Below are 18470 nucleotides of genomic sequence, written 5' to 3'. Positions count from 1 at the left end.
ACACTGGCGGCTTGCGTCGTGGACCCTCCCGCGTACGTCAGGCTGCAGGGGGGGCGGGCCTGCGCTATGGGGTGCTGGTGCAGGCAAAGCCGTGGGTGGTGCCCTCACCGGCCAGGAAGCTGACGCCGCTGGAGGGCTCGGCGTCCCGCAGTGCGCAGGCGCGGCGATGCACGGCCTGCGTCGCTGGCGGCTGCCGCGAGTACTCATACAGCATGCTGCCGTCGTCCAGCAGCTGCCAGTGCACCGTGACCCGGGTGCGCTCCCCATCGTCGGTGTCCCAATCGATGGTGCGCAGTATCAGGGTGCGGCCATCGTCGGCCTGGCGTACCTCGTCATAGGCACCGGTGGTGATGACCTGCACCACGGCGAGCAGCAGCGACAAAAGCATGGTGAGGCCCCCAAAGTGGCCAGCCTCGGATGTGCTGCGGCGCTACGCCATCAGGAAAGTTGCAGATCAGTCGCACTTCACCGCATACACCGGCCCGGCGCCGATCAGCAGCAGGGCCATGTAGTCGCTGTCACTGGCCTTTGCCTTCATCGAGGCACCGCGCGTGGTGTGGAACAGGCCGAAGCCCCCGGCGCGGCGGAGGAGCGCGCTGTCGATCTGCTCGGCATCGTCGCGGAAGTAGCGGGCGATGTCGCTGCGGCTGGCCTGGGTGAGGGCGTTGGGTTCGCGCTGCCAGTGGCCGTCGCGCTCGAAGGAGACGAAGTACTGGCCGCCTTCCTTGTCGATGCGGAACTCGGCGGGCTTGCGCGTGCTGGTGGTGAAGCAGCCCTGCAGGGGATCGGAGGAGAACGGCAGCTGGGTGCCGCCGGAGCAGGCGGCCAGCAGCAGGAGGACACCGGGCAACAGCAGGCGCAGCGCGTGCATGGGATGTCCCGACAGGGCAGGTGCGGCTAGTGTAGGGCGGGGGCGGGGCCTGCCCGTACCGATAATCGGCAAGAACCAGGGAACTGCGATGGCACAGGGCAAGGCACCGTGGTGCGGGTTGGCGAGCTGGCTGGGACTGCTGGCCGGATGGGGCGCAGGCTGGCTGGCGGCGCTGGCCTTCGGCGGCAGCGCACCGGCGGCCGGGCTGAGCGTGGGCGTGCTGGCCTCGGCGGTGGTCGGGCTGGGGCTGGCCGTGGCGGCACGGGCACGTGACGAGCGCTACGCGTGGCTGGGCATCGGCGGCGCGGTGCTGAGCGCGCTGCCGTTGAAGCTGTACCTGTTGAGGATGCTGTTGAAGCTGTAGGCGACTGCTGTTGTAGAGCCGAGCCCATGCTCGGCTGCCTCTGCTTTTGTAGAGTCGAGCCATGCTCGACTGCTTTGGGCTGGGGCAGCCGAGCGTGGGCTCGGCTCTACAGAAAATCAGGAGCAGCCGAGCGTGGGCTCGGCTCTACCAAAGAGCAGACCCGCACCCTCACGCCGTGCGATGGATCTCCAGCGTCACATGCACCAGCTCTTCGTGCACGGCCAGCGCCTTGCGCAGCTGGTCTGCATCCAGGTCGGCATCGCTGGTGACCACGCTGGCAGCCACTGCGTACTTGCCGCGGCCCACCTGCCATACGTGCAGATCGGCCAGGCGCGCCGGCCACGGGCCCTGTTCGATCACGTCGCGTACTTCGGCCACCACCGGGGCATCCATCTGCGCATCCAGCAGCACGCGTCCGCTGTCGCGCAGCAGGCCGACCGCCCAGACCGTCACCAGCACCGCACCGACCAGGCCCATCACCGGGTCCAGCCAGGCGGCGCCCCACAGCTTGCCGCCCAGCAGGGCGACGATGGCCAGCACCGAAGTCGCGGCGTCGGCCAGCACGTGCATGTAGGCCGAACGCAGGTTGAGGTCATGCCCGTGCGCGTGGCCATGCGCATGCCCATGGGAGTGATCGTGGTCATGGTGATCATGGCCGTGCCCGTGCCCGTGCCCGTGCCCGTGCCCGTGATGAGGGTGGGCGTGGCCCGGGCTGTCGTGCAGCCACCAGGCGCACAGCAGGTTCACGCCCAGGCCGACCACGGCGATGAGGATGGCCTCGTCGTAGTGGATGGGCGCCGGTACCCACAGGCGCTGCAGCGACTGCACGGCCATCAGGGCGGCCACGCCGAGCAGGGCGATGGCACTGGTGTAGCCGGCCAGGATCTCGATCTTCCAGGTGCCGAAGGCAAAGCGCGGATCGTGCGCATAGCGCCGCGCGCAGCGGTAGGCGAACACCGAGAGGCCGAGCGCCAGGGCGTGCGAGCTCATGTGCCAGCCATCGGCCAGCACGGCCATGGAGTTGAACCACCAGCCACCGAAGATCTCGATGAACATCATGCTGACGGTGAGCCACATGGCGCGGCGGGTGTTGCGTTCGGCCAGCGGATTGCCGTCGTCGAACCGGTGGTCGTGGCGGCGGGAGGCGGCGAGGGCGTCCAGGTGCATGGGGGCATTCGTGAGTGGAAGGATACCCCCATAGGGTATACGATACGGCCATGGCACATGTACACAAGAACCGGAAACAACTGCTGACCCGGGTGCGCCGCATCGGCGGCCAAGTGGCAGCGCTGGAACAGGCACTGGACCGCCCCGAGGGGGCGGCGGGCGACTGCGCGGACGTGCTGGTGCAGGTGGCGGCCGTGCGCGGCGCCGCCCACAGCCTGCTGATGGAGCTGCTGCACGAGCACCTGCAGGAACACGTGGTGGCCGCCGAGGACCCGCAGCAGCGGGCCGCCGAGGCCGAAGTGCTGGTGGAGCTGCTGCGCCGCTACGGCAAATAGCCCGGGCGGGGCAGTCGAGCAAGCTCGACTCTACGCTTCAGCCCGGTAGTGCCAGCCGCTGGCCGACAACTCCGCCGCTGCGGCGCGGTCGTTTAATGTTATATAGTAACATTTCCATCCGCAGCCCTCCGCCCCGCATGAACCCTGTTTCCCGCGCCGACCGCCGCCTGCCGGTCACCGTGCTGTCCGGCTTCCTTGGCGCCGGCAAGACCACCCTGCTCAACCAGATCCTGCGCAACCGCGACGGCCTGCGCGTGGCGGTCATCGTCAACGACATGAGCGAGGTCAACATCGATGCGCAGCTGCTGCGCGATGGGGGCGCCGAACTGCGCCGCACCGAGGAAACGCTGGTCGAATTCAGCAACGGCTGCATCTGCTGCACCCTGCGCGACGACCTGCTGCAGGAAGTACGACGCCTGGCCGACGCCGGTCGCTATGACTACCTGCTGATCGAATCGACCGGCATCGGCGAGCCCATGCCGGTGGCGGCGACCTTCGCGGTGCGCGACGAACACGGCTTCAGCCTGAGCGACATCGCGCGGCTGGACACGATGGTGACCGTGGTCGATGGCAGCGCGTTCCTGGCCGACTTCGGTTCGACCCTGCGCCTGGCCGAGCGTGGCCAGCAGGCCGGCCCGGACGACGACCGCGGTGTGGTCGACCTGCTGTGCGAGCAGGTGGAGTTTGCCGACGTGATCGTGGTGAGCAAGGTCGACCAGACCGATGAGGACGTGCTGCAGGACACGCTGGCGGTGCTGCGTGGCCTGAACCGTGATGCAAAGCTGCTGCTGTCGTCGTTTGGCGACGTGCCGCTGCGCGAGCTGCTGGACACCGGTCGCTTCGATTTCGACCGCGCGCAGCAGGCGCCGGGCTGGGTGAAGGAACTGCGTGGCGAGCACACGCCGGAGACCGAGGAATACGGCATCGGCAGTTTCGTCTATCGCTCGCGCCGGCCGTTCCATCCGGGGCGTTTCGCCCGCGCGCTGCAGGAGGGCATGCCTGGGGTAATCCGCAGCAAGGGCTGGTTCTGGCTGGCCAACCGCATGGACTGGGTAGGCGAACTGAGCAGCGTGGGCGCGGCGACGCGGACGCAGGCGGCTGGCTTCTGGTATGCGGCGCGCGAGCGCGTGCGTGCCGGCGAAGAGGACACGACGCCGCTGCTGCCGCCGACGCCGCTGCCGTACAGCGACCTGGGCTGGGCGCGGCAGCAGGCGGACTGCTGGAGCGCGCCGTTGCCGGGGTTGGAGGAATTCCCGGATGGGGATGCGCATGCGGCGATGGCGCGTCTGTGGCACCCGCTGTGGGGTGACCGCCGGCAGGAGCTGGTGGTGATTGGTGTGCACATGGATGAGCGCGCGGTGCGTGCGACGTTGGATGCGTGCCTGCTCAATGACAGTGAACTGCGCGCGGGGCCGTTGTTGTGGCAGCAGTTGCCGCAGGCGTTTCCTGTGTGGAAGCGCTGAGGGCAACGGCATCCACGCGTGGCGTGGCTCTACTGGTAGATCCACGCCGTGCGTGGATGGCGGGGTCATCGGGCCGGGGTCAGAGCCCTTTTGCTCTACAAAAGGGATCCGACCCCGTGGTCGGGCGCGTGATGGGGTCAGAGCCCTTTTGCTTCGCAAAAGGGATCCGACCCCGGGTCTGCGTCGCGCCACTGCCAGCCATCGGCTCCCACCTGCAGCACCTGCGTCGGCCGCAACGCGCGCAGCAGGTGGGTGTCATGGCTCACCATCACCAGGCCGCCTTCCCATGCACCCAACAGTGACTCCAGCGCCTGCAGCGCGGTCAGGTCCAGTGCGTTGCCGGGCTCGTCCAGCAGCAACAGCTGTGGTGCCGGTTGCGCATAGAGCACGCTGGCCAGCGCGCCCTTCACCCGCTCGCCATCGCTGAGGCTGCTGGCCGGCCGCTGGATGCGCTGTGCGTCCAGCCCGAGCAGGGCAAGCCGCGTGCGCAGCTCGGCGGGGTCGGTCGTGGGATTGGCCGACTGCACCGTATCGAGGATGCTGCGATCGCCGGCCAGTGCCAGCAGCTGCTGGTCCAGCAGGGCGAGCGGTGCATGCCGCTGCACCTCGCCCGCACGCGCATCCATCTGGCCCGCCAGCACGCGCAGCAGGGTGGACTTGCCGCTGCCGTTGTCACCGACCACGGCAATGCGCTGGCCACGGCGGATATCCAGCTGCAACGGTGCGCTGCAGCCATGCGGCAACACGAGGTCGTGGGCCTGCAGCAGCCGCGCGCTGCCTCGCTCGCCTTCGCTGGCAAACAGTGCAAGCTCGGGTGCCGCCTGCACGGCTGCGGCCGCACTGCGCAGCTGCTGGGCGCTGGCCTGCAGGCGGTCGGCCTGGATCTGCTGCGCACGGCCCTGGGTGGCCTCGGCACGCTGCTTCTGACCGCCCAGCAGGATCGGCGCCTGGTTGGCCTGCTTCGCCTCGCGGTTGCCGCGCGCCTGCCGCTGTTGCTGGCGTTCGTGCTGCTCGCGCGCGCTGCGCTGCTGCTGGCGGTGCTGGGCGCGCGCATGGTCGAGCTGGGCGGCCGCAGCTTCGCGCTCGGCGGCGCGTGCCTCGGCGTAGTGCTGCCACGGCCCGCCATAGCGGTGCAGCCCGTGCGCATCCAGTTCCACGATCTGCTGCATGTGGGCCAGCAGCTCGCGGTCGTGGCTGATCACCAGCAGCCCGCCCGGCCACTGCTGCAGCTGCTGGTACAGCTGCTGGCGGTTGCGTGCATCCAGATGATTGCTGGGTTCGTCGAGGATGAGCCAGTCGGCGCCGCTGGCCCATGCGCCGGACAATGCAACGCGCATGGCCTGGCCACCACTGAGGCGCGCGGCCGGCTGCGTGGGCTGCAGATCATCGGGCAGGCCCAAGGCACGCCATTGCTGCTGCAGGCGTTCGCGCAGGTCCCAGCGATCACCGATGCAGGCGAAGTCGGCCTCGTCGATGCTGCCGGCTTCGATGCGTTCCAGTGCGGCCAGTTCAGCGCCGACACCGGCCAGTTCGCCCACGGTGCCGCGCGGCGGGTAGCCGGGCGTGGGCAGCAGGAAGACCCGGCCGCTGCCGCGTACCTGGCCGCTGTCGGGCGTCAGTTGCCCGGCCAGCAGGCGCGTGAGCACGCTCTTGCCGGTGCCATTGGCACCGACGAGGCCGGTAGCCACCGGTTCAAAGGAAAACGAGAGTTCGGAAAACAGCGATCGGCCATCGGCCAACCGATAGGACACGCGATCGAGCGCGAGGGAATGCGTGGTCATGCGACCTCCATGGGATGCCTGGTTCTCCCCTGCGCACAGGGGCGGGAAGAGTCGGGCCGTCTAGTGGAAAGACGGCGGCATCACTGGCGCATTGGTCGCGAGCCTCTTGGAGGAATGAGCGGGCAGTATAGCGCGGGTGGCTGAATGGTCGCGGTGGCGACGGTCACGTCATCCACGCATGGCGTGGATCTACTGGGCTACGCGACGGTGTGCGGCCGGGCTACGGGACGGTATCCAGCCGTGCGCCGATGAAGTCGATGAACACGCGCAGCTTCGGCAGCACATGCCGCCCCGAGGGCCACAGCAGATGGAAAGTGCCGCAGGAATGCACGTGCTCATCCAGCACGGTGACCAGGCGGCCATCGGCGATGGCATCGCGCACGGAGTGCACCGGCACGAAGGCCAGGCCGATATCGCGCAGGGCCAGTTCCACCCGCGCTTCGATGGTGTTGGCCACCATGTGCACGGGCAGTTCCTGTGCTGCCTGTTCGTCCGGCCACTGGATCGGCCACGGCTCCAGCTTGCCGCTGCTGGGGAACTTGTAGTGCAGCAGCGTGTGCTGCAGCAGGTCGGCCGGCGCCTTGGGCACGCCGCGCCGCTGCAGGTAGGCCGGTGAGGCGACGATGCGCCGCGGGAACACGCCCAGGCGCCGGGCGTTCATCCGCGAATCGCTGGGCTCGCCCACGCGCAGCACGGCATCGAAGCCTTCTTCGATGACATCGACCAGGCGGTCGCTGAAATCCAGGTCAAGGCGGATGTCCGGGTAGGCGGCCATGAAATCGGCGAGCAGCGGCAGGGTCAGGTCGCCCACCAGCGGCAGGCTGATGCGCAGGGTGCCGCTGGGTGCGGCGTGCGGCTGGGCCAGTTCGGTGCGTGCGGCATCGCGCTCGGCGAGGATGCGGCGGCAGCGCGCCAGGAACAGCTGGCCCTCGGCGGTGAGGGTGATGCTGCGCGTGCTGCGATGGAACAGGCGCACGCCCAGCGCGTGTTCCAGCCGCGCCACGCACTTGCCGGCAGCCGAGGCGGAGATGCCCTGCAGGCGGCCGGTCTCGACGAAGCTGCGGGTGTCGGCTGCATGCACGAAGGTCTGCAGGTTGGCGAGATTGTCGAGGACGGACATGCGGAAGCGCGGCGGGAAAAACCGCAGGGTAGGGCCAGTTGCAGCGGGCGGCCAGCGGGCCGTTGCAACGCTGCGGTGCAGGGCCGGTGCGCCATGGCAGTCCGCGCAGGCCGTCGATTGCGGACCTGGGGGTCCACGAAGCACGGAGCGCCGACCCGCTTTTTGCCGCGGCGCAGGCTGCCTAACGTGGCGACCCTCCCCCAAAGGATTGCCCCATGAACGCTCTTCCTCTCGACGCACCCACGCCCACGTTGCCCGGCGTGGCCCACGTGCTGCAGCAGGCCCACCCGCAGCGCCTGGTGGGTGCGGTGGTGCTGGTGCGCGAGCACGGTGTGCTGCGCCACGCGAGCGCCACCGGTCTTGCCGACCGCGAGGCGGGCACGCCGATGCAGCGCGACCAGCTGTTCCGCCTGGCCTCGGTGAGCAAGCCGCTGCTGACCGCCGTGATCCTGCGCCTGGTGGCCGAAGGCGTGCTGGACCTGGATGCACCCGTGCAGCGCTGGCTGCCGACCTTTCGCCCGGCGCTGGCCGATGGCAGCGTGCCGCCGATCAGCCTGCGGCAGCTGCTGAGCCATACCAGTGGCCTGGGCTATCGCTTCCTGGAGGCGGATGCGCAGGGGCCGTATGCGCGTGCCGGCGTGAGCGATGGCATGGATGCCAACCCGCTGAGCCTGCAGGACAACGTGCAGCGCATCGGTCAGGTGCCGCTGCTGTTCGCGCCGGGCAGCCAGTGGCTGTATTCGCTGGGCGTGGATGTGGCCGGTGCCGTGGCCGAAGCCGCGAGCGGACAGACGCTGCAGCAGTTGTTCGATCGCCTGCTGGCACAGCCGCTGGGCCTGCGCGATACCGGCTTCAGCACCACGCAGGGCGCGCGCCTGGCGACGCCCTATGTGAGCGATGCGCCTGTGCCGCACCGGCTGCAGGAAGGCGAGGTCGTCGCGCCCTTCGACGGCACAGTGGGCATCGACTACAGCCTGGCGCGCGCCACCGATCCCAGTCGCTACGCCTCGGCCGGTGCCGGGTTGATCGGCAGCGCCGATGAGGTGATGACCGTGCTGGAAGCGCTGCGCGATGTGCAGGCGTCCGCGTTGCTGCCGCCGGAACTGGCTGCAGAGATGGGGGCTTTGCAGGCGGGCGAAGACGGACCGCCCGATCCGCCGGGCTGGGGCTTCGGCCTGGGTTTTGCGGTGCTGCGTGATGCAGACGCTTCGGGCACGCCGCAAAGCGTGGGCACGTGGCGCTGGGGTGGTGCCTATGGACACAGCTGGTTCGTCGATCCCGCGCGGGGCCTCAGCGTGGTGGCCCTCACCAACACGCTGTACGAAGGCATGCACGGCGCCTTCGTCGATGAGCTGCGCGATGCGGTGTACCGCGATCTGGAGGCGGTGCGATGAGCGGGCATGCCGTCCATGCGTCGTCGCCTGCGGGCGAGGCTACGCGTCTGCCGTGGAATGGCCTGCTGGCGCTGGCCGGTGGCAGCTTCATCACCCTGCTGACCGAAACCCTGCCGGCCGGCGTGCTGCGGCCGATGGGGCAGAGCCTGGGCGTGAGCGATGCGGCGGTGGGGCAGCTGGTGAGCGTGTACGCGCTGGGCTCGGTGCTGGCGGCTCTGCCGATGACCGCGCTGACCCAGCGGCTGCCGCGCCGGCCCCTGCTGCTGGCGGCGATTGCCGGCTTCGTGGTGGTCAACGCGCTGACCGCGCTGACCAGCAACTACACGCTGCTGCTGGTGGTGCGCTTCCTGGCCGGTGTGGGCGCGGGCCTGCTGTGGTCGCTGGTGGCCGGCTATGCGGCGCGCCTGGTGGTGCCTGAACTGCAGGGGCGGGCGATTGCGGTGGCGATGGTGGGTTCGCCGTTGGCGCTGTCGCTGGGGGTGCCGGCGGGCACGCTGCTGGGCCAGCAGATCGGCTGGCGCTGGGCGTTCGGGCTGATGGCCCTGCTGGCGGTGCTGCTGCTGGGCTGGGTGCGCTGGGCGGTGCCTGCGCTGCCGGCGGCCGGTGGCGGCCAGCGCACGCCGCTGGGCAGCGTCTGGCGGCTACCCGGGGTACGCAGCACGCTGCTGGTGATGGCGCTGTACGTGCTGGCGCACAACGTGCTCTACACCTACATCGAGCCGCTGGCGATCCTGGCCAACGCGCAGCATTGGCTGGACCGCGTGCTGCTGGCGTTTGGCGTGGCGGCCGTCGCCGGCATCGGCATTGCCGGCTGGGGCGTGGATCGCCATCTGCGCGCGCTGGTGTGGGCGGCCGTGGCCGGCTTCGTGCTGGCGGTGATTGCCCTGCTGCTGTGGCCGGGCGTGCCGCAGGTGCTGCTGCTGGCCAGCGTGCTGTGGGGCGTGGCGTTTGGCGCAGTGCCGACGCTGTTCCAGACCGCAGTGGCGCGGCGTGCGGGTGCGGCGGCCGATCTGGCGCAGTCGATGCTGGTAACCGGCTGGAACCTGGCGATTGCCGCCGGCGGCATGGCCGGCGGCGTGGTGTTGCAGTCGGCGGGGGCAGGGCAGCTGGCGTGGTTGCCGTTGCTGCTGCTGGCGGTGTGCGCGGCGTGGTTGTGGGCGCGGCCGAAGGCCTGGGGGTAGCGGCCATTGCATGGGAATGCCGGCCAGCGGCCGCCACTACCAGGGCTGCGTCATCCACGCATGGCGTGGATCTACTGAAAGAAGGCGTCGCTGCGATCCAGTGAGCGCAGCGACCCGCGTTTGCCTTTGCTCTTTCTGTTGATTCCGTGGTCGGACGCCGCAGCCTACCCGCCCGGCCCACCCTCGAATTTCAGCGGCCCCACCACGAGGGGCTCCGCCGTTGGCCGTCATTCTTCCGCGGCGGCCCGCTCGATCGGCACGCTGCGCGGATTCTGCATGTCCTCCCGCGCGGTGCCGTAGCGCTGCTGTCGCTGGTGGTGGAAGGCGATGAACGCATCGCGCGGCAGCGGCCGCGAGAACAGCCAGCCCTGGCCGAACTGCACCTGCTGGCTGTGCAGGTAGGCCAGCTGCGGTTCGGTCTCCACGCCCTCGGCCACCACCCACAGGCCCAGCTCCTTGGCCATGTCGATGATGTGCGGGGTAACCGGGCTGGTCGCGCTCTCGGTGCCGATGGCATCGACGAACGACTTGTCGATCTTCAGCGCGTCCAGCGGCAGCTGCTCCAGGTACTGCAGGCTGGAATAGCCCACGCCGAAATCGTCGATGGCGATGCTGTGACCGGCACGGCGTGCGGCGGCCAGCATGGTGCGGGCGCGGTCGGCATCGAGGAAACCGCGCTCGGTGGCTTCCAGCCAGATCTGCTGCGGCAGGATGCCGCTGCCGGCCATGCGCTGGGTGATCGACTTCAACGCGCGACCGCTGATGATGTCCTCGGCCGCAAGGTTGATGGCGATGTGCGCGCTGCGGTCATGCACCAGCAGTTCGCGCATGTCCGACACCACGTTCTCGATCACCAGGTCGGTGAGTGCGGTGATCAGGCCGTGCTCCTCGGCCAGCGGCACGAAGATGTCCGGGCGCACCTGGGTGCCATCGGGACGCTGCCAGCGCACCAGCGCTTCGGCGCCGACGCAGATGCCGGTCTCCAGTTCGATGATGGGCTGGTAGTGCAGGTACAGCTCGCGGCGGCGGATGGCGATGGACAGTTCGCCGCGCAGCGACAGCCGACGGCGCGACAGCCAGATCACGAGGCTGGCGCCGGCAGCGGCCAGCAGCAGGCCCACCGGCACGAACAGCCAGGCCTGCTGGCGGAAGGTGGCAGCCAAGGCGGTGCGCGGGCCGGTGGCGATGGCCAGCCACTCGTTGTTGCGGGCCGTGGCGTACAGGGTGTCGTCGTCCAGGCCCTCGCCGGGCTGGCGCAGCTGCTGCAGCAGCAGGTCCGGGTTGATGCCGTCCTGCTTGGACAGCAGGCGGCCGTCGGGGCTGGCCAGGGCCAGGCGCACCTGCGGATCGGCGATGACATCGACGAAGCGGCGCGGGTCGACCAGCGTGTCGTAGGAGCCGTACAGAATGGACAGCACCTTGCGCTGCTCGGTGGCCTGCGGGCGTACGTCCACCGTGATGCCGGCGCCATCGCTGGTGACGTGGTCGGGAGTGGGCGTGCCGACATCGCCCTCGAACATGCCCCAGGAGGTGCAGCGCAGCTTGCCCGCCTCGAAGTAGCCCATCTGGTCGACCGAGGGCGTGGTCATCACCAGCGTCTGCATGCGCCGCACGTGCTCGGGGCTGCAGGGCGGCAGGCGCGAGGCTTCGGCGGCCTTCAGCACGGCCAGCGATTCCTGGTAGGAGACGTCAGCGCGGCGCAGGGCACGCTCGGCGATCTCGTGCAGGCGCTCCTGTTCCAGGCTGACCGCGCTGTTCCAGGTGGCGTAGACCATCGCGGTGATCGGCACGACGGCCGCCAGGATCGCCAGCAGGGTCGCGGCGATGATGACGCCCAGGCGGCTCATGGCAGGTTTTCCAGGGGGCGGGGCAGGGCGCTGCGCATGGCGGGCCAGTCCTTGGTCGGATGCGCTATCTGAGCATGTTGCGGCCCCGGGGGGAAATGGTTGGGACGCGTGCGCTTCCAAGTTGACGCTTTCAGCCCTTCCAGCGCTGGCGCTCGGCGCCGCGGAGGACTACCGTCGGAGGCTTCACCCGCCCCTTCCCGCGCCCATGACCGAGCCCGCCACGCCCCCCGAACACCTGCGCCGCAGCCTGTCCAACCGCCACCTGCAACTGATCGCCATCGGCGGTGCCATCGGTACCGGCCTGTTCATGGGGTCGGGCAAGACCATCAGCCTGGCCGGTCCGTCCATCCTGTTCGTCTACCTCATCATCGGCGCGATGCTGTTCTTCGTGATGCGCGCGATGGGCGAGCTGCTGCTGTCCAACCTGCAGTACAAATCCTTCATCGACTTCTCCACCGACCTGCTCGGGCCCTGGGCCGGGTTCTTCTGCGGGTGGACGTACTGGTTCTGCTGGATCGTCACCGCCATCGCCGATGTCATCGCCATCGCGGCCTATGCGCAGTTCTGGTTCCCCGAACTGCAGGCGTGGATACCGGCACTGCTGTGCGTGATGCTGCTGCTGGGCCTGAACCTGGTGACGGTGAAGCTGTTCGGCGAGATGGAGTTCTGGTTCGCGCTGATCAAGATCGTGGCCATCTGCGCGCTGATCATCACCGGTGCCGGCCTGGTGGCCTGGGGCTTCACTTCGCCCAGCGGGCATACCGCTTCGCTGTCCAACCTGTGGAACGACGGCGGCATGTTCCCGATGGGCCTGGTCGGCTTCTTCGCCGGTTTCCAGATTGCGGTGTTCGCCTTCGTCGGCATCGAGCTGGTGGGTACCACCGCCGCCGAAACCGCCGACCCGGAGCGCAACCTGCCGAAGGCGATCAACTCGATCCCGGTGCGCATCATCATCTTCTACGTGCTGGCCCTGGTGGCGATCATGGCGGTGACGCCGTGGCGCCAGGTGGTGCCGGACAAGAGCCCGTTCGTGCAGCTGTTCGTGCTGGCCGGCATTCCTGCTGCCGCCAGCCTGATCAACTTCGTGGTGCTGACCTCGGCCACGTCGTCGGCCAACAGCGGCATCTTCTCCACCAGCCGCATGCTGTACGGCCTGGCCGAAGAGGGCCACGCCCCGCGCGGCCTGTCGCGCCTGTCACGCGCGGCGGTGCCGGCCCGCGGCCTGCTGTTCTCGTGCCTGTGCCTGCTGGGTGGCACCCTGCTGATCTACCTGATCCCGAACCTGGTGACCGCCTTCACCCTGGTGACGACGCTGGCGACGGTGCTCTTCATCTTCGTCTGGTCGCTGATCCTGGTGGCCTACATGGTCTACCGCCGCCGCTACCCGGAGCGCCACGCCGCCTCGATCTTCAAGATGCCCGGTGGCGTTGCCATGTGCTGGGCCTGCCTGGTGTTCTTCGCCGGCGTGCTGGTACTGCTGAGCCTGCAGGCCGACACCCGCCAGGCGCTGGTAGCCAGCCCGGTGTGGTTCGTGCTGCTGGGCGCGGGGTACTGGCTGCGGAGCAGGAAAGCGAAGTAAGCCATCGACCCCCGATTTGGGGGTCGGAGCCCGTTGCGCAGCAACGGGATCCGACCCCTTGCTGTTCCGACAGCTCGCAGGAAACTGTCGAAGGCGGGGTGGGTCCGGTTGAGGGGGTGTGAGCGGCATGGATGCCGCGACCAAGCCTACATGGACGTATTTACGGCGTCCCCCTCAACCGGACCCACCCCGCCATCCCACGGATAGCCAGCTTCTGCCTTTGACGTTGACGTTGACGTTGACGTTGACGTTGATTCGGCAGGTGCAGGGCGCAGCCCTGCCAGAACCCACCCCATTCACCCGGAATTAGCGGGCGCAGCCGGATCATCCGGCCGCCATGACCCTCCGCCTAGCCCTCGTTGCGCTGTTGCTGCTGCCGGGCCTGGCCAGCGCCCGCACGGTCTACCGCTGCGTGCAGGGCAACACGGTCAGCCTCGCCACCGCGCCGGAGCCCGGCTCGCGCTGTACGCCGAAGGAGATCGACGATAACGCCATCCAAGCCCCCAACCTGTGGGGCAACATGGGCGTCTTCAGCGGCGTGCTGTACGAACGCGAGCAGGACGGGAAGCTGGTCTATTCCACCCGCAACCTGCCCGGCTCGCGCGTGTTCCTGAAATTCACCGTCGCCACCCCGCCCGGTGAGCCCGCCCACGAGGGCCTGGGCAAGGTCGGCAAGCCGCAGCTGGCCCAGCACGCCAGGCAGTTCAAGGCCGCCGCCAAGGCCACCGGCGTCGACGACGCCTGGCTGCGCGCGATCGCCCACGCCGAAAGCAACTTCGATGCGCTGGCCGTCTCCAGCAAGGGCGCGCAGGGCGTGATGCAGCTGATGCCCGAGACCGCGCTGGAATACGGCGTGCGCGATCCGTTCTCGCCGCAGCAGTCCATCGATGGCGGCGCCCGCTACATGCGTGCACTGCTGCGCCGCTACAACGGCGACCGCGCGCTGTCAGCGGCCGCCTACAACGCCGGCATCGGCGCGGTCACCCGCTACAAGGGCGTGCCGCCGTATGCTGAAACCCTGGCCTACGTGGACAAGGTGATGGCGCTGTACACGCGCTATCGCGAGGCGATGGGCATCCGCAGCGAAGTACCGGCGAAGTAGTCTCAGCGGATGCGATCGCTGGCGAACAGGTCATAGCGATCGATGCGCCCCACCTCGGCGAGGGCGGCCTGCACTTCGGGCCGGGCCACCAGTTCGCGCCAGCGCGCCTGCAGGGCAGCGTCGGCGGGCAGCGTCGGCGCGTTGCGCATCTCCTGCAACGCCAGCAACGCGCTGCTGCGCAGCTTCACCGATTCCAGCTGCACGATCAGCATGACCGTCGCTTCGTTCATCCGTCCTGCCGCCAGTGGCAGTTGGTAGAGCAGGTCGGCGGCCGCCGGTCCCTGCTCGGACACGCCGTGTGCGGCGTCAGCGGCTGCGGTATTGTCGCCCCTCTGCTGCGCGGCGATGAAGCGGATGTAATGCCGTTGGGCGGTGGCGTAGCCAGTCAGCGGCGCGGTTGTGGCCACGGCGGCCTGTGCCTCCTCGTAGCGGCCGAGTGCTGTAAGCAGCAGACCGAGATTCAGCTGCTGCACCGAGGCATGGGGCGTGCCTTCGGTCATCCGTACGGCAATGCGCAGGGTATCCACTGCGGCATCGGGCTGGCCCAGCCGGTGCTGGGCGGTGGCGCGGCTGGCCAGCAGCGCCGGCCCCCACTTCAGCTGCGGGCCGACGAAGTGCAGGCCTTCGGCAACGGCCTTGGCGGTGTCATCGGTGATGGCCATTACCTGCGCGTTGTCGCCCAGCATCAGCGCGGCAGCGGCGAGGCGGGCGAGGCTCGCATCCACGTCCTGGTTGAGCGAGGCGCGCACGCGCTGCGCATCGAGCTGGCGCTGTGCGGCCATGCGCGGGTTGAAACGCGGATCGGCACGATCGATGTAGGCATCGAAGCGCTTGTCGCTGCGTAGCTGGATCAGTTCCATCGGGCCATCAATGCGCGCAATCGTCGCGCGCACTGCATCGCCGTTGCCGGCGTCGTGCTGCAGTCCCGCCAGGATCAGCCACAGGTCGGACGGTTCGTCGCCGTCGCTCAGCCAGTGGTTGTCGAACAGGGCCTGCAGCAGCTCGCGACGTTCCGTAGGTGCCTGGATGAGGCCGCGTTGCATCTGGTCGACATGATCCAGCGGAATCCGCAGCGGTCCCACCGCATGGCCGATGGCCCGCACCATGAGCATGGCGGCTGGCTTTGCGTGGCCCTGTGCGCTTTCGATCGAGCTCAGGGTGAACAGCGGCAGCACGGCATCCGGGGCCAGGGCGATGGCCCGCTGCGCGCGCTCGGTGGCCAGCGGGTACTGGCGCAGGGCACCGGCGGCATACGCGGCGGCGCTCAGCGCCTGTACCCGCACATCGACTGGCGCCGAGTCCAGGCGTGGGTCCGCGAGCAGGGTATCCAGGGCCAGCGACGCCTCCAGGACACGGCCATCGTCCATCAGCCGCTCAGCGTGCGCAGCCTGGGCCTCGATGGAGGTCCCGGTGTCTGCTGCGGGAAGCGGGGCTGCGCTCCCGCGTGCCCACGAGGTGGCCGCCGGGGCCAGCAGTACAGCGGCGAACAGCACAGCGAGCGCAGGACGGGACATGCAGGCCACCTTCCATGGAGTGCGCCGATTGAAGCCCGATTGCAGCAGCGTTACAAGTGCCGCGCTCGACGCCGTTGCAGCCAGCGTCTATCGTCGTGGCCTCTTCAGGGCAGGGCGAACGCGAGCGATGGCACGGCGGCAATGGATGGCGGTGGGGGTAGTGGTGGTGGCAACGGCAGCCGCGCTTGCGGCCACCTGGTGGGAACGCCCCGCGCAGGCACCGGACGCACCCGTTGGCCCGCAGCCGACGCCGCTGGCCTGGACCGCGCAGATCGAGCCGCTGGCCGGTGATGGCCACCCCGGCGACCGCGACGGCGCCTCGGCCCAGGCGCGCTTCGCCGAGCCCTATGCGCTGCTGCGCACCGCCGATGGCAGCGTGTATTTCACCGATGCCGGCAACAACAACCGCATCCGCCGCCGGCTTCCCGATGGACGCGTTGAAACGGTGGCCGGGCAGGGCGAGGGGCTGGCCGATGGTCCGGGCCTGCAGGCGCGCTTCAATACGCCGTCGGGCATTGCCGCCGACGCGCAGGGCAACCTGTACGTGGCCGACACCGGCAACCATGCGATCCGCCGCATCGGCACCGATGGCCAGGTGACCACTGTGGCCGGCGGCACGCAGGGCTTTGCCGATGGCCCGGCCGCGCAGGCGCGCTTCGATGGCCCGATGGGCATTGCCGTGGACGCGCAGGGCCAGGTGTTCGTGGCTGATACCTGGAACGACCGCATCCGGGTGATCGGTACCGATGGCAGCGTGCGCACCCTGGCCGGTGGCGATCGCCCCGGCTTCGCCGATGCGGTGGGTGGCGAGGCCCGCTTCGATACACCGGTGGCACTGGCCTTCGATGCGCACGGTGCGCTGCTGGTGGCCGACTTCTTCAACAACGCGGTGCGCCGCGTCGGTGCCGATGGCACGGTGAGCACCGTGGTCGGCAACGATGGCGTCATCAATGGGCCGCTGTCGCTGGCCACGACCCACGACGGCGTGCTGTACGTGGGCGACTTCGGCGGGCGCATCGTGCAGGTAACCCCGCAGGGCCACCAGATCGCGCTGCTCGGCAACGACCGGTTGCCGCGCCTGGCCCGCCCCAGCGGCTTGGCCGTGGAGGATGACGGCAGCCTGCTGGTGGCCGACGCCGCCGGTTACCGCGTGCACCGCGTGCGGCCGCTGGCGGTGGGCGCGCTGCCGGCACCGGCGCTGGTCGGGCCCGCCGCGGACGCCGCGCTGCCCGATACCGGCGGGCGCTGGCCGCTGGCCCCGCAGCAGGGTTGGCATGAAGTGGTCGGCACGCTGGGCGAAGTGCGCGGCACGTTCACCGGCGAGAGCCGCCACCACCTGCACGGCGGCTTCGACGTGCGCGGCGACGTGGGGCAGACCGTGCTGGCCATCGCTGACGGCAAGATCAGCAGCCCTGTCGCGGCGTGGAGCCTGGGCGGCCAGGCCGAAGGGCTGGCGGTGGGGCGCCTGAACTACATCCACATGCGGGTGGGCCGCACGCCTGCCGGTGAGCCGTTCGATGCACGCTGGCAGCCGCTGTACGGCGAGGACGGCAAGCTGGAGCGCATCCGCGTGCGGCGCGGCACGCGCATCCACGTTGGCGACCGTCTGGGCAGCATCAACAGCCAGGCGCACGTGCACCTGCAGGTGGGCACCAGCGGTTTCGAGACCAATGCGGTGGCGCTGGGCTTCACCGGCTACGCCGATCACTTCGCGCCGCGCATCACCGATGTCGGCCTGCTGGATGACAACGACCAGCCGCTGGCCGCAGGCAGCGACGGCGTGGTGATGCTGGCCCGGCAGGGGCGTGGCGTGCAGATCGTGGTGGAAGCGTGGGACCAGGTGGACAACAACCTGCCGCGCCGCCGGTTGGGGCCGTACCAGGTGGGCTACCAGATCCTCGACGCGGCCGGGCAACCGCTGCAGGGTTACGAACAGCCGCGCTGGAACATCGTGTTCAACCGCATGCCGCCGCAGAAGCAGGCGGTGAAGGTGGCCTATGCGCCGGACAGCGGCATCACCGTGCATGGCAGCGCGGTGACCCGCTTCCGCTACCTGGCCACCAACACCGTGCGTGATGGCCTGATGGAAGCCGGGCGCTGGCAGCCGGCGGCGCTACCGCCGGGCGAATACATCATCCGCGGCAGTGCACGCGACTACAGCGGCAACGAAGGCATCGGCAAGCGCGAGATCAGGGTGCGGCTGCTGCCATAGCCGCGGGCGGCGCGCCGCAGCGCTCGCGCTCGGCGTCCATGTCTTCCAGCGGCCGCACTTCGATGCTGCCGAAGCGGGCCCAGGGGAATTCGCGGGCGATGCGCATGGCCTCGTCGCGGTCGCGGGCGCGGATGAGGTTGAAGCCGGCCAGCAGTTCGCGGGTTTCAGCGAAGGGGCCATCGAGCACGCGGCTGTGGCCATCGCGCACGCGCAGGGTCTGCGCGGTGTCGACCGGCTGCAGTTTCTGTGCAGCCAGCAGGGTGCCTTCGGCCTGCAGTTGATCGGCGTGGGCGAGGCAGTCGCGCATCAGTGCATTGAACGCGTCGCTGGGCAGGGCCTGCAGCAGGGCGGGTTCGATGTAGATGAGGAGCAGGTACTGCTGCATGGCACGGTCCTGGCGGGGGCGGGGTTCCATGATGGCGCAGGTTTGCGTGGTGGCATGTTGCAGCGCGAAAGGCCGCCTGCGGCGGGGGATCGGCGAACGGCGGAGCCCCTCCGTGGTGGGGGCTGAAAGCCCGGGGAGTGAGGGTTGGCCGGGAG

At 69.4% G+C, this 18470-nt stretch carries 16 protein-coding genes; 8 read left to right on the top strand and 8 right to left on the bottom strand.

The features are described from left to right. Positions 1-64: 64 nt before the first annotated feature. Together IAE56_RS16490 and IAE56_RS16485 are read right to left on the bottom strand one after the other, a co-directional pair. The gene (locus tag IAE56_RS16490) at positions 65-388 is read right to left on the bottom strand and encodes a hypothetical protein (RefSeq protein WP_200753255.1); all 324 of its coding nucleotides are present in this window, start codon (positions 386-388) and stop codon (positions 65-67) included. Between the two features lie 66 nt (positions 389-454). Then, positions 455-871, bottom strand: coding sequence for a hypothetical protein (locus IAE56_RS16485; protein ID WP_200753254.1), 417 nt, complete (start codon positions 869-871; stop codon positions 455-457). Between the two features lie 88 nt (positions 872-959). Between IAE56_RS16485 and IAE56_RS16480 the strand changes: the two genes are divergently transcribed. Then, positions 960-1235 (top strand): hypothetical protein, encoded by a 276-nt coding sequence (locus IAE56_RS16480; RefSeq protein ID WP_108767564.1) that lies wholly within the window; start codon positions 960-962, stop codon positions 1233-1235. A gap of 168 nt (positions 1236-1403) precedes the next feature. On the opposite strand, the gene dmeF is transcribed toward IAE56_RS16480, so the two are convergent. After that, positions 1404-2402 (bottom strand): CDF family Co(II)/Ni(II) efflux transporter DmeF, encoded by a 999-nt coding sequence (gene dmeF / locus IAE56_RS16475; protein ID WP_200753253.1) that lies wholly within the window; start codon positions 2400-2402, stop codon positions 1404-1406. A gap of 50 nt (positions 2403-2452) precedes the next feature. Between dmeF and IAE56_RS16470 the strand changes: the two genes are divergently transcribed. Together IAE56_RS16470 and IAE56_RS16465 are read left to right on the top strand one after the other, a co-directional pair. Beyond that, the gene (locus IAE56_RS16470) at positions 2453-2737 is read left to right on the top strand and encodes a metal-sensing transcriptional repressor (RefSeq protein WP_079220449.1); all 285 of its coding nucleotides are present in this window, start codon (positions 2453-2455) and stop codon (positions 2735-2737) included. A gap of 137 nt (positions 2738-2874) precedes the next feature. Then, a complete protein-coding gene (locus IAE56_RS16465) occupies positions 2875-4200 on the top strand; it encodes a GTP-binding protein (protein WP_200753252.1) in 1326 nt (441 codons plus the stop codon). A 137-nt stretch (positions 4201-4337) separates the two neighbouring features. On the opposite strand, the gene IAE56_RS16460 is transcribed toward IAE56_RS16465, so the two are convergent. Both IAE56_RS16460 and IAE56_RS16455 read right to left on the bottom strand, forming a co-directional pair. Further along, positions 4338-5981 carry an ATP-binding cassette domain-containing protein gene (locus IAE56_RS16460; protein WP_200753251.1) on the bottom strand — a complete coding sequence of 548 codons (1644 nt, stop codon included), beginning with the start codon at positions 5979-5981 and terminating at the stop codon, positions 4338-4340. Between the two features lie 220 nt (positions 5982-6201). Beyond that, the gene (locus IAE56_RS16455) at positions 6202-7101 is read right to left on the bottom strand and encodes a LysR family transcriptional regulator (RefSeq protein ID WP_164074701.1); all 900 of its coding nucleotides are present in this window, start codon (positions 7099-7101) and stop codon (positions 6202-6204) included. A gap of 215 nt (positions 7102-7316) precedes the next feature. On the opposite strand from IAE56_RS16455, the gene IAE56_RS16450 reads away from it, so the two are divergent. Together IAE56_RS16450 and IAE56_RS16445 are read left to right on the top strand one after the other, a co-directional pair. After that, entirely contained in the window at positions 7317-8495 is a 1179-nt protein-coding gene (locus IAE56_RS16450) for a serine hydrolase domain-containing protein (RefSeq protein ID WP_200753250.1), read from the top strand. Then, positions 8492-9676 carry an MFS transporter gene (locus IAE56_RS16445; RefSeq protein ID WP_200753249.1) on the top strand — a complete coding sequence of 395 codons (1185 nt, stop codon included), beginning with the start codon at positions 8492-8494 and terminating at the stop codon, positions 9674-9676. The genes IAE56_RS16450 and IAE56_RS16445 overlap by 4 nt, the downstream gene beginning before the upstream one ends. 227 nt (positions 9677-9903) lie before the next feature. Here IAE56_RS16445 and IAE56_RS16440 read toward each other — a convergent pair whose 3' ends face one another. Next, positions 9904-11523, bottom strand: a complete 1620-nt coding sequence (locus IAE56_RS16440) for an EAL domain-containing protein (protein ID WP_200753248.1) — start codon at positions 11521-11523, stop codon at positions 9904-9906. A gap of 205 nt (positions 11524-11728) precedes the next feature. On the opposite strand from IAE56_RS16440, the gene cycA reads away from it, so the two are divergent. Together cycA and IAE56_RS16430 are read left to right on the top strand one after the other, a co-directional pair. Then, positions 11729-13102, top strand: a complete 1374-nt coding sequence (gene cycA, locus IAE56_RS16435) for a D-serine/D-alanine/glycine transporter (RefSeq protein WP_200753247.1) — start codon at positions 11729-11731, stop codon at positions 13100-13102. 337 nt (positions 13103-13439) lie between these two features. Then, positions 13440-14204 (top strand): lytic transglycosylase domain-containing protein, encoded by a 765-nt coding sequence (locus tag IAE56_RS16430; RefSeq protein ID WP_108767573.1) that lies wholly within the window; start codon positions 13440-13442, stop codon positions 14202-14204. A gap of 2 nt (positions 14205-14206) precedes the next feature. Here the strand turns inward: IAE56_RS16430 and IAE56_RS16425 are convergent, their stop codons facing one another. Continuing rightward, positions 14207-15718, bottom strand: a complete 1512-nt coding sequence (locus IAE56_RS16425) for a hypothetical protein (RefSeq protein WP_200753246.1) — start codon at positions 15716-15718, stop codon at positions 14207-14209. A 127-nt stretch (positions 15719-15845) separates the two neighbouring features. Between IAE56_RS16425 and IAE56_RS16420 the strand changes: the two genes are divergently transcribed. Further along, positions 15846-17930: an NHL repeat-containing protein gene (locus IAE56_RS16420; protein ID WP_200753245.1), complete on the top strand. Its 2085-nt coding sequence runs from the start codon at positions 15846-15848 to the stop codon at positions 17928-17930. Here the strand turns inward: IAE56_RS16420 and IAE56_RS16415 are convergent. Beyond that, positions 17908-18315, bottom strand: a complete 408-nt coding sequence (locus tag IAE56_RS16415) for a YciI family protein (RefSeq protein WP_200753256.1) — start codon at positions 18313-18315, stop codon at positions 17908-17910. The genes IAE56_RS16420 and IAE56_RS16415 overlap by 23 nt on opposite strands. Positions 18316-18470 lie beyond the last annotated feature (155 nt).

The organism is Stenotrophomonas sp. S41 (assembly GCF_016624625.1).
Classification (GTDB): domain Bacteria; phylum Pseudomonadota; class Gammaproteobacteria; order Xanthomonadales; family Xanthomonadaceae; genus Stenotrophomonas.
This window is presented reverse-complemented; position numbering and strand designations above follow the sequence as displayed.